Raw genomic sequence first — 12,097 nt, 5'->3', positions numbered from 1 at the left:
GGGCGGCCGCGGGCAAACCCGCCGGGGGCGTCTTCCGGTTGGAAAAGAAATCCGGACGGCTTCCGGAAACCGCACTTCCGATTTGAATCGGAAGCGGCAGAAGATGCGGCGCCGGCGCGCTTCCGCTTTATCCGGAAATGCCGGAAACCCATGACGCAAGGTTTTCCGCTTCTAAAAGAAAATCGGAGCGATAGGGAAATCTACGTTACTATGCTGAAATACTTATTATGGACACATCGGCGCTTGCGCCGCGCGGCCGCAGGCGGATAAAGGGGCGGACATGTTTGGGTTTGACAGGCTGGACCGGGAGTTTTCGCTGATCAGGAACGTCCCGTACACGCCCGTGAGCAAGCTCGCCACGACCTTTGGCGTAACCGACCGCACCATCCGCAACGACATCTCGTCCATCAATGCCGTCCTCGAGCGCCACGGCGCCCGCGTGCTGCTGAAGCGCGGCGTGGGCTACCACGTGGAGGTCCTCGACGAGGACGCCTACCAGGCCTTTGTCTCCAACAAGAGCGAGAGCAGCCGAGAGACCTACGACCTGTCGTCCTCGACCGACCGCCTGCGCGCCGTCATGTCCATCCTGCTTGACGCCAACGGCCACGTCTCCTCGACCGACATCGCCAACGCCGCCCTCGTGAGCGAGAGCACCGCCCAGGGCTACATCCGCGACGTGCGCATCGTCTTCGAGCGCTATGGACTCGAGTGCGTCACCAACCGCATGAAGGGCGTCCGCGTCTTTGGCTCCGAGCACGACAAGCGCCTGTGCTACATGAACGAGATCATCATGAAATCGCAGGAGGAGCGGGGACGGCGCATCGGGCGCGACGCGCTGCGGATCTTCGCCGGCATCGACGTCAAGCCGGTCGAAAAGATGCTCGCCGAGGCCCTCTCGAGCTCCGGCGTCACCGCGAGCGACTACGGCTTCACTTCGCTGCTGCTCAACGTGCTGCTCATGGCGAAGCGCGTGAAGAGCGGCAACATCATCGAGGCGAGCGTGCTCGCCGAGCCGCCCGCAGAGATCTGCGAGACCGCGGACGCCATCATCTCGGGCATCCAGAGCCTGCTCGGCGTCACGGTGCCCGCCGCCGAGAAATGCTGGCTGCACCCGCTGCTCATCTCATACTCCAACATCGCCACCCGCTCGGTGGATCCCAAGCGCCTGCAGGCGCTCACCGACGGCATCATCGAGGCTATCCGCCGCGGCTACGGCTTTGACCTCTCCTACGACAACGTGTTGCGCCACGGCATCTATGAGCACCTGAAGTCCATCTATGAGTCGCGCAGCGGCAACCAGCCCGGTCAGAACAATCCCCTGCTCAAGACCGTCAAGGAGAGCTTCCCGCTGGCCTTTGAGGTGGCGCTGTCGGTATGCAACGAGGTCCTGTGCGACCCGATCTATGCGCTCAACGAAGACGACATCAGCTATATCGCGCTGCACATCGGAGCGGCCATCGAGCGCCGCAAGTCCGCCTACGACACCCGTCTCAACGTGCTCATCTGCTGCGATGCCGGCAAGGCCGCCCAGCAGGTCATGCAGACCCGCGTCGAGCTGCTCTTCAACAACAAGCTGAGCGTCAAGCGCTGCCTCTCCCGCCAGGAGCTCATCCTGCTTGAGGACAGCGCCCTCGACGGCACCGACCTCATCCTCACCACCTCATCGATCAAGGATTCCCGCATCCCGTCGATCACCGTCGACTTCCGCCTGCTCGAGGACGATGTGAAACTCATCACCCACTGGCTCGAGGAGAAGGCGGTCGGCATCTCCCGTCGCTTGGAAGGCATCTTCGACAAGGAGATGTTTTTCTTTGAAAAGCAGCCCGTCTCGCGCGACGAGCTGCTTCGACGCATGTGCTCGTCTATCGTGGCCACTCACACGGTCGACGAGCACCTCTTCGACCTGGTGCTGGAGCGCGAGGCGCTCTCCACCACCGCCATCGGCAAGTGCGTCGCCATCCCCCACCCCATCCGCCTCTGCTCCACGGAGACCCATGTCGCCGTGGCGGTCCTTGGCCAGGGCATCACCTGGAGCGGCGAGGGGCCGGAAGGGGATTCCGATGAGGACGTGAGGATCGTCTTCCTGCTTTCCATGAAGCCGCAGATGTCCGACCAGATCGAGCTTCTCTACGACCTCATCGTCAAGATCGCCAACAACGAGGACCTGCAGCACGAAATCGTTCGCTGCCGCACCTTTGAGGAGCTCCTCGCCGCGCTCGACAACGCCTCGCTGAACGCCGCCACATACCGCTAGGAGACGCCTGTCACGGGCCCGAAATCCATTCGCTTCGGTTTTATGCAGATTTTTCCGGACCCCGTGAGTAGACCCGCTTTTTTGAGAATAAAACCGCAGGTCGCAAGAGCCTAAATACGGAGTCTACTCGGAATGTTAGAAACAATCTGCATAAAACCGAAATGAGTGAAGAGCGCGCCCCGATGTTGCGGGCACGTCGGCCGCCCGATGCCCAGATATGGCTGCCGCCCCGACCGGCGTGCTGCCGGCCGGGGCGGCCAAACCCATAAGAGACGCATGCCCCTTGCCGCGAGGTGCCGAAGTCGGCTGCGGCGCGGCCGCCTTCGGCACCTCCTTGCAGCCCGACGCATGAATCGGAAAGACGGAAGCTTACCCGCGAACCTTCACACCATCAGAAGGGGCCTCGACGGGGTCTCCGTGCCCGTAGCGGGCACGACCCTCCTGCGACCACTCGGGCTCTTCGTCAGGAAGCGAGCCGGACTCTTTGGTAAAGAACTCCTTCAGGCAGCTATAGGCCACGATCACGCCGAGCACCATGAGCAGGATGGCAAAGACGAGCTGCAGGCCCGAGGTGGCGATAACCGCGGCGCCAGATGCCTGAAGGGCCGCGATGCATCCCAACGTGCTTTGAACGAGCGAGGTAAACGTGCACACCAGCAGGAACACGACCGGAACGTACAGCATAAAGCCGCGGCGACCAGTGCACTTGCAGAACACGGCGAGCGTGATCATCGTCATGCCGCCGAGCAGCTGGTTTGAGGCTCCAAAGAGCGGCCAGATATTGTTGTACCCGCCAAAGGCAAGCGCCAGGCCAAGGGCCAGGGTGAGCACCGTGGCGACCCAGGTATTGGAAAGCACCTTGACCGCACCGGTCGCACCGGCACCGGCCTCCTCAGCGGCGTCGTTCGTGGTGGCAAAGAACTCCTGGAAGGACAGGCGGCCGATGCGCGCAACGGCGTCTACCGAGGTGAGCGCCAGAGCCGACACACACATGGTCATGAATACCGTGGCAAGCGTGGAATCGACTCCGAAGGCGGTCATGCCGCGTGCGACGCCCTGCGAGAAGATGGAGAACGGGGTCGCCGCGACGCCGTTGTTCAAGGCTCCCGTGCCGGCGGTGTTGAGGTCCGAGAACATGATTGCCGCGACAACGATGGCAAGCACGCCCACAAAGGACTCGAGCACCATGGCTCCGTAGCCCACCGGAAGCATGTCCTGCTCCTTCTCGACCTGCTTGGACGAGGTGTTGGTGGACACAAGGCTATGGAATCCAGAAAGGGCGCCGCACGCGACCGACACAAACAGGAGCGGGAACAGATAGCTTCCGCCCTCCGCAAGCGCGGAGATGTCGGCAACCATGGGAGCGGTCATCTGGGCCTCGCCGGCGGTGCCGAGCACGAAGATTCCCACGACGGCGCACACGATCATGACGATCATCATGATGCTCGTCAGATAGTCGCGCGGCTGCTTGAGCGTCTGGATGGGCATGGCGGCCGCAAACAGGAGGTAGACCACGATGACGGCAAACCAGCCGTTCTTATCCAGGTATACCGGGAACTGCATGCCGACGGCGAACATGAGCACGAACAGCACCACTGCAAGCGCCAGCTCGCGCACGCCCGAAAGCTTGAAGCGGCGGCAGATCCAGCCGAATGCGATGGCGACGAAGGTGAAGAGGATCGAGATGGTTCCCGCCGTGCCGCCGGCATAGGAGGCGGCGTAGTCGGCCGCGCCCGCCGCGTCGGGAATCACGCGGAACGTCCCTGCCACCATGTCCACGAAGGCCGCGATCACGATGATGGTGAAAAGCCAGCTAAAGAGCAGGAACAGCCTGCGGCCGGTGCGCCCGATGTACTTCTCGATGAGCTGGGCGAGCGACTTGCCGTTGTTCTTCACGCTTGCATACAGCGCCCCGAAGTCGTGCACGGCGCCGAAGAAGATGCCGCCCACGAGCACCCACAGCAGCACCGGCAGCCAGCCGAACATCATCGCGGCGATGGTGCCCGTCACGGGGCCAGCGCCGCAGATGGAAGAGAACTGATGCGAAAACGCCGTGAAGCAGGATGCAGGCGAGAAGTTCTTCCCGTCCATCATGCGCTTTGCAGGCGTGAGCGCCTCGCGATCGATGCCCCATGTCTTGGCGAGCCACCGACCGTACGCCACGTAGCCGACGGCGAGCACCGCCGCCGCGACTACAACGATCACCATTCCGTTCATACTCATCCCTTTCCGAACCACAGGGAGCAGGCCAGGCGAGACGGCCAGATATAAAACGAGGACCGTCGCTCACCGTCGACGGCCCTCTACAAAAGCAACGTCATGGGCCGCCCGCCATCAGCGCGGGCGGCGCTCCCGCTACCCGCGCTTGGTAATAATCTCAATCGCGATAATCGATAGCAGGCTCATGTGTTGGCTCCTCTGTCATTCACGTTGCGATGCGGACGCGCCGCATCCCCTGTAAGGCCAAGGGGCATTGTGCGACTTTATCGTAGTGGAGTCAACTTTGTTACGTCTCTGTTGCCAGGCTTCAGCAAGATGCCCGCAAACCTGCGATGCGGTATGGGCCGCCCCCATGCTCGGAGGCCACCCATATGCATACGGCTCGCCCCTCAATACTTGTCCGTGTCCGAGACGGAGCGGCTCCTACAGCGTCATATTGGGATCGGCGTCGATGTCGAAGCGGGCAAAGTCGCCTTCGGCGAGCTTGCGGCGCGCGACCTCGGCAATCATGGCGGCGTTGTCGGTACACGCATTTTGAGGAGGAACTGTCACCCGAATGCCCTGGCGCCCGAGCTTCTTGACCATCATCGCTCGCAGGTGGGGATTTGCCGCCACGCCGCCCCCGATGCAGTACTCGCGAGCACCCGTCTCTCGCAGGGCGTTGCGCGCCTTCTTGTACTGCACGTCAAACACCGCCGCCTCAAAGGACGCCGCAAGATCGGGAAGATGGATGGCTCTGCCGGCAGCAGTCTCCTGCTCGATATAGGTGACCACCGCCGTCTTCAAACCTGACAGCGAGAAGCGGTAGTCACCCTTGCGGTTGAGCGCACGGGGGAATTCGATGGCGTGGGGGTTTCCGGTCTCTGCCAGGCGAGAGATAATCGGGCCGCCGGGATAGCCGAGCCCCAGCGCCTTCGCGACCTTGTCAAACGCCTCGCCCACCGCGTCGTCCAGCGTCTCGCCCAGCACCTCGTAGGCGCCCCAGGCCTTCACGTGCACGAGCATGGTGTGACCGCCGGACACGAGCGTAAAGATGAACGGAGGCTTGAGGTCGGGCGTTGTAAGCAGATTCGCATAGAGGTGGCCCTCGAGATGGTTGACCGCGATAAGCGGGACCCCAGCCGCCCAGGCCAGGCCCTTGGCAAAGGCGACGCCCACCACGAGCGCGCCAACCAAGCCGGGGCCCTGGGTCACGCCGACCGCCGCGAGCTCTCCGGGCGCGAGCGCGCCACCGCCGAGCCCCAACGCCGACGTCGCCTCCTCAAGCGCGGCATCGACCACGCCCACGATGACCTCGACATGTTTGCGCGATGCGATTTCGGGAACCACGCCGCCAAAGCGCGCATGGAAATCGATCTGGGTCGACACTTGGTTCGCCAACAGATTGCCCTCGGCATCGATGATGGCGACCGCCGTCTCATCGCACGAGCTCTCGATGGCAAGCACAAGCCTACGGGAGGCGATCTCGGATCGCTCCTCATCCGTACGCCGAGGCGCAGGAAGAGGCCATGCGCGACGCGACGCGGCGGTGGGCTCGGGCGAGGAGGCGTCGAGGGGCAGGACGAGGGGCAGCTGGGCCGACATGATCAGGGCGTCGCGACCGGCGCCATAATAGCCGCGGCGCACGCCCACCCGGGCAAATCCAAGCGCCTCATAGAGCAGGCGCGCAGGCTCGTTTTCAGCCTCGACCTCAAGAGAAGCCGTGGTGCATCCCAGCATCTGCGCATCATAGCTCACATGCGAGAGCAGCTTGCGCGCGATTCCCTCGCGACGGCGCGAGGGCGCCACCGCGACGTCGAGCACCTGCAGGTCGTGCTCGACCATCATGCCGCCCGCCACGCCGACAAGCTCGCCGTCGTCGTGGGCGACCCACCAGGAGCGCGGCACCGCGACATCGGCGGCAAATTCTGAAAGGAACTGCGAAGGCGTCCATGCCGTATGGCCGGACCCTTCGAAGCACGTCTGCTCGAGCGCTGACGCCGCCTCGGCATCGGCAGGCCCCATGGGACGCAGCTGAAGGTGTCGCCCGGCGAGCTCGTCGGCGACGCCGGTCACTTCGCTCGCGGGGCTCTGCTCGAGTCCAAGCCGCTTGCGCTCGTTCTCCTCGGCATCAGAGAGGCGCGTATAGATGGGGAGCACGAGCGCCGGGTCGCCGTCTTCGCCCGCGCCGCCCGTCCTCCCATGAGACGCCGCCCACGCTAGAAGCAAGCCCTCGCCCGTCGGCCACCACAACTCGCGGTCGAGCGCCCGCCCCATGAGCCCGGCGCCCTCGAAGAGGGCTCCATGACGCACGAGCCCGTCTCCGGTCAGCTGCAGCTCTGCCGCGTCGGGACGCTCGCCCCACCCAGCAACGGCGACGGCAGCCTTGACAACTCGCTCGCGGTCGAAGAGGCGGTGCGCCCCCGCATCGTCCAGGCGATAGACAGCCGGGTAGACCTCGCCGCGCATGGCATCTGCGGCCACCCCGAGCAGACCCCGCGTCCCTGCGCGCCATGCCGTCCACGCCGTGGCATCCAAGGTTGAAACGCCAAATAGCGGAAGGTCTGCGCCTCGCGCCATGCCCTTTGCCGTCGAAATGCCAATTCGAACGCCCGTGAACGACCCGGGCCCACGCCCCACCAAGAGGGCGTCGACGTCATCGATCGTGAGAGCTGCACCTTTCAGCGCGGCATCGACCGTGTTTACAAGCTCAACGTTTGCATGGCGCCGACACAGATGGTCTCCTGACGACAGCATCTCCAGACCCCCCTCTGGAGCGCCCGTCACGCGGCCCACGCCGCACGCCAACATATCCGTCGAGGTGTCGACCGCCACAACAACCATGCTGTCGCGCCGTTCTGCCATCGCTTGTTCCTCTCCCTTACCCTGCCTGTCTGATGCGATTGTGCGGGCTCAGCCCTCGCAGGCGATGCCGAGCGCGTCGCACACGGCGCCATCTATGGCCCGCGCAAGCTCTGCGGGGCGCGCGCCATGTGCGACGAGCTCGATTGCGCGCTCGTCCGGCTCGCCCTCGATGCGCGATATCGTCACCGACAGATATTCGTCGGTCAGCTCGTCTTGGAACTGCTCTCCCCATTCAAGCAGACAGGCGCCTTCGTAGCCCAGCACATCAAAAATGCCGGTATCTTCAAGCTCGTACGCATGCTCCAGACGGTAGAGGTCGAAGTGAAACAGCGGGATTCGCCCTCCGTCATGGACCGCCATGAGAGCAAAGGTGGGACTCGTCACCGGATGCCCATCGCCAAGTCCGCGCGCGACGCCCTTGGTAAGGTGAGTCTTCCCCACCCCGAGCCCGCCGGTGAGCACGAGCACGTCTCCGTCTACGAGCGCCGTCGACATGACTTCGCCCAGATATTCTGTATCCTGCTGTCCCTGGCTATGGTAGCGGCAGCATCCTTCCCTCGTCAGCGCCATGGCTACTCACCAACGGTGGGAAGCGCCTCTGACGACCCCGCCGATGCCGCGGGAGCCCCCGTTACGCCGAGCGCGCCCGCAGGCTCCGCGGCGGGATGACGCGCCAGATAGTCCCCCAGCATGCGGAAATCCTCTTCAAGCAGCTGCTGCCACGCCGGATTGCGCAGCGCAGCCGCCGGATGGAAGGTGGGCATGACCACGAAGTGGCCCATCTGGTGAAACCTGCCGCGCAGCCTGGTGATGCCCGTCTCGGTCTTGAGCACGAAGTGCGTCGCAGGATTGCCCATCGTGACGATCACGTCGGGCCAGATGCTCCGAATCTGCTCGCGCAAGAACGGGGCGCAGGCAAGCACCTCGTCCGCCTTTGGATCGCGATTTCCCGGCGGGCGACACTTCAGTACGTTGGCGATATAGATCTCCTGCCGCGTGAGTCCCGCCAAAGACAGCACGCCGTTCAAATTCTCTCCGGCGCGCCCCACAAACGGCTCTCCCTGCAGGTCTTCGTTTCTACCGGGTGCCTCGCCCACAAACATCACCCGCGCATGGGGGTTGCCGACGCCGAATACGATGTTTGTACGCGTCTGGCAGAGCTCGCATAGGCGGCAGTCGCCCAATACGGCACGAATCTCCTCGAGGCTCACCTCACGTGGGGCCTGATGCGTATGTCCCGGAATATGCATGACACCCATGGCGGCTCCTTATCGATAGACCTTTTCAAGCCGCATGCCAAACCCGCAGGCGACTTCGTAGTTGATGGTTCCGCGCAGCTGTGCCATTTCGTCCATGGTGATCTCTTCATCGCCGTCACGGCCCACGATCGTCATCTCGTCGCCGTATTCGGCCTCGCGAATCTGATGGATGGGGGTCTGCTGGACGGCGACCATGCACTGATCCATGCAGATATTGCCCACCTGCCGCATGCGCTCGCCACGATACAGCACGTCCATGCGGTTCGAGAGCGTACGAGAAAGGCCGTCGGCATAGCCGATGGGCAGGGTGCAGATCTGCACCGTCGTGCGCGGGACACGATAGGTAAATCCATATCCCACGCCCTCCCCCATGGCAGGATGCGTCGTGCGGGTGACGCGGGCCTTGACACTCATGACCGGCTCGAGCGCAAGACGCGAGCGCGTCGCGTCACAGGGCTGCAAGCCATATAGGCCAATGCCTGCACGAATCATGTCGTGATGCGACTCCGGATCGAGGATCGATGCGGGCGTGTTGTCGCAGTGGACCACGCCGCACTCCATCCCCGCATCTCGAAGTGCCGCCACGGCCTCGTCAAAGCGTCGACGCTGAAGCTTATAGTCCCAGCCGTCGATGTCGTCGGCGGTCGCGAAATGCGTGAACACGCCGTCGCACACAATTCCGCGATGAAAATCGATGCTGCGACGAAAATCCAGCACCTCGGTATAGTGGACGCCGATGCGGTTCATGCCCGTTTCGATGGCAAGGTGGTACCTGCCCACCGTACCCGCCTGCACGGCGTATTCACCATACGCCAGCGCGAAATCGGACGTATAGACAGACGGCATGATGCGATGCTCAAGCAGCATGGGAATCGTCTCGAGCGGGGGCTCGGATAGCACCAGGATCGGCGCGTTGATGCCGCCCTCGCGCAGATGCACGCCCTCGTCGACCGTGGCGACGGCAAACATGTCGGCGCCCGTGGACTGCATAACTTTTGCGCACTCAATCGCACCGTGCCCGTAGGCGTCGGCTTTGACCACGCAGCAAAGCTTCTGCCGCGGTCCGAGCAAGTTCTTAAACGCTCGGGTATTTCGCCTCAGGGCGCCGCGATCAATCTCGACCCATGCCCACCTGGTCAATGGCCGGCGGCTGCTTCCTGCCATGCGATCACGCCCCCTCGCCATCAAGGAGGCCCAAGCTACGCAGGGCCTCGTCACCAGCAAGGTGCATCGCGGGACCGATGAGGTCGATGAGATCGGTAGCGATGACGCTCTTCTCGCCGTATTCCTCGGCCGCGGCAAAACCCGTATAAGAATGAATCGCCACGGCGTACGAGACCAGCAGCTCCCAGATATCGACCTGATCTGCCCACAAGGCCATAGACCCCGCCAGAATGCCAGCAAGCACATCTCCCGAGCCGGCGGTCGCAAGGGACGCTGGTCCAGACATGGGTAGAAGCACTTTCTCCACCCCCACGACGGCCGTAGTGGGGCCCTTTGCAACGACCACGAGGTTGTCCGAACCGGCGGCCCAGACAATCTTCTGCGCGGCATCGATGGCGGACACCAGGTCGCTCACCTCGTCGCCACCCACCAGTCGAGACAGCTCACGATAGTGCGGCGTCATGATAAGGGGCGCCTCGCGACGATACATCTCGGGCGTCTGGTCGATTCCCCCGATCGAGGCCTTTGCCAAACAGTTCAGGGCATCGGCATCGAGGATGAGGGGCACGTCGAGCTCGAGCAGCCCGAGCGCGACATCCATGCCGCCGGCGGACACCGTCATGCCAGGACCGCAGAGAACGCAGCTATATTTCTTAGCAAGGTCGCACACCGCACTTCGCGCGGCAGCTCCGAACGACCCTCGCGAATCGTACGGGATGCCGACAACAGGAATTGAGGGGAGTGCGAGTCGAATGATGTTGGCACAAGGCTCGGGAGCCGCAACGCAGACATATCCCGCACCGGCACGCGCCGCCGACTTGGCGGCCATGATGGCCGCGCCCGGATACTGCGTAGAGCCCGCCACAACCAATACGGAACCGCGGGAATACTTGTCCACATTTGCCGGGAGGTGCTGGAGATAATCAACGATGTCTGCAGGCTCGACAATCTCAGCGGCATGCTCGACGTCGCCGATAACCTCGTCCATTTTCTCATAGAGCTCGCCACAGACGAGCTCTCCCACATACTCAGGGCCATCGCCGCTGTAGAGGCCGATCTTCGGTGCGAGCATGGTCACGGTGCGATCCGCGCGAATGCAGTCGTCTTCTACATGCCCCGTCCGAGCATCCAGGCCCGAGGGCACATCGACCGAGACTACGACAGGCGAGGCGTCGTTCACAGTGCGAATCCATATGGAGAACGGGGAGCGCAAGCTGCCGTGGAACCCCGTTCCCAAAATGGCGTCGACGACGACATCGGCCTTTTCCAGGAGGGCGGAAAGCTCATCGCGCGAGGGGCCCACATACAGGCTGACGTCACGAGCCGCCGTCCTGCGGGCCACATGGCGCGCAAGAACGGCAGGAATCTCGTCAGGCTCGACCGGAGTGACGACATCAACCGAAATGCCCTTCTGCGAGAGCACGTCGGCCGCCACCCAGCCATCACCGCCGTTGTTGCCAAAACCGGTGAGAATCAAGACATGACGCGGCTTGAGGCGTTCGACCTCTTGCGCGACAAACTCGCCGGCGAGCTCCATCAACTCAGCTTTCGAGGTACCTTCTTTTTCGATGATGTCCTCAAGCCGAACGACTTCATCAGTGCTGAGAACCGGTTTCATCGTCACCCCTCACTGTGCGGCCATCATCCGACGCCGCATCTGCAACCAGACCGTTATCTTGGGCACGTTCAAGCTCATCGAGCACCGTGCGCGCCTCGCGAAAAGATAGGGCGATACGAGCCCGCTCGTCAAGCGGAGACTCCTTTGGCTTTGGACGCGTGTCGCTGGTCATGGCCATTGCATTGGCAACAGCGAGCCCACTCGTCAAAGAGAGTGAAAGGGCGACCTCGACTATGCCTGCCTCCTGAGCCGCCTTAAGGGCGCCACCAGCTAAGACAGCTTGCGGACGACCACGAGAATCACGAGTGACAGAGACATCTTTTCGTCCAACGCCTGGTCCAAACCCTATGCCAAGCGCCTTGAGCACAGCCTCACGGGCAGCAAAACGGGCAGCATAATGAGCGGCAGGACGAGATGAGGCATCACAATACGCACGCTCCTCTTCGGTGAACATGCGAGAAGCAAACGAAGGGGTACGCTCGAGAATGGCCTCCATGCGAGGAATTTCAACGATATCAACGCCGATGCCAGCCTGCGCCATACGAACACCTCCAGACGTCTAACGCACGGGAAAGAGACTCAAACGAAATCTATTGTAGCGTCAAGACGAATAAAAGCATTCAAAACCCCGGGGCGCCCCGCCCCGGCATGAAAAAAGGGGCCCGGGGCCCCTCCGACGGCCCCCTCGGGGGCCTCCCGGCCCGGTGCCGCCCACCGGCCAGCGGCGCCCTGCCCTCC

8 protein-coding genes are annotated in these 12,097 nt (G+C 63.1%); 1 reads left to right on the top strand and 7 read right to left on the bottom strand.

From position 1 onward, the window contains the following. Positions 1-280: 280 nt before the first annotated feature. A complete protein-coding gene (locus tag H6A15_RS05915) occupies positions 281-2,254 on the top strand; it encodes a BglG family transcription antiterminator (RefSeq protein ID WP_204672834.1) in 1,974 nt (657 codons plus the stop codon). A gap of 369 nt (positions 2,255-2,623) precedes the next feature. Here H6A15_RS05915 and H6A15_RS05910 read toward each other — a convergent pair whose 3' ends face one another. From H6A15_RS05910 to acpS, 7 genes are all read right to left on the bottom strand, one after another. Beyond that, positions 2,624-4,471 carry a carbon starvation CstA family protein gene (locus tag H6A15_RS05910; protein ID WP_204672833.1) on the bottom strand — a complete coding sequence of 616 codons (1,848 nt, stop codon included), beginning with the start codon at positions 4,469-4,471 and terminating at the stop codon, positions 2,624-2,626. Positions 4,472-4,897: 426 nt separating this feature from the next. After that, entirely contained in the window at positions 4,898-7,318 is a 2,421-nt protein-coding gene (tsaD, locus tag H6A15_RS05905) for a tRNA (adenosine(37)-N6)-threonylcarbamoyltransferase complex transferase subunit TsaD (RefSeq protein ID WP_204672832.1), read from the bottom strand. A 48-nt stretch (positions 7,319-7,366) separates the two neighbouring features. Further along, positions 7,367-7,888, bottom strand: a complete 522-nt coding sequence (gene tsaE / locus H6A15_RS05900; protein WP_204672831.1) for a tRNA (adenosine(37)-N6)-threonylcarbamoyltransferase complex ATPase subunit type 1 TsaE — start codon at positions 7,886-7,888, stop codon at positions 7,367-7,369. Between the two features lie 2 nt (positions 7,889-7,890). Beyond that, the gene (locus tag H6A15_RS05895; protein WP_239462402.1) at positions 7,891-8,577 is read right to left on the bottom strand and encodes a uracil-DNA glycosylase; all 687 of its coding nucleotides are present in this window, start codon (positions 8,575-8,577) and stop codon (positions 7,891-7,893) included. Between the two features lie 9 nt (positions 8,578-8,586). Continuing rightward, on the bottom strand, positions 8,587-9,741 hold the full coding sequence (alr, locus tag H6A15_RS05890; protein ID WP_204672830.1) for an alanine racemase: 1,155 nt from the start codon (positions 9,739-9,741) through the stop codon (positions 8,587-8,589). 4 nt (positions 9,742-9,745) lie between these two features. Then, the gene (locus H6A15_RS05885) at positions 9,746-11,359 is read right to left on the bottom strand and encodes an NAD(P)H-hydrate dehydratase (RefSeq protein ID WP_204672829.1); all 1,614 of its coding nucleotides are present in this window, start codon (positions 11,357-11,359) and stop codon (positions 9,746-9,748) included. Then, positions 11,337-11,900 (bottom strand): holo-ACP synthase, encoded by a 564-nt coding sequence (acpS, locus tag H6A15_RS05880; RefSeq protein ID WP_204672828.1) that lies wholly within the window; start codon positions 11,898-11,900, stop codon positions 11,337-11,339. Before acpS ends, H6A15_RS05885 begins: the two co-directional genes overlap by 23 nt. Positions 11,901-12,097 lie beyond the last annotated feature (197 nt).

This window comes from Enorma phocaeensis (assembly GCF_016901575.1).
Classification (GTDB): domain Bacteria; phylum Actinomycetota; class Coriobacteriia; order Coriobacteriales; family Coriobacteriaceae; genus Limicola; species Limicola phocaeensis_A.
Note: the sequence above shows the minus strand (reverse complement) of the source record. Positions and strands in the feature narration are given on the sequence as shown.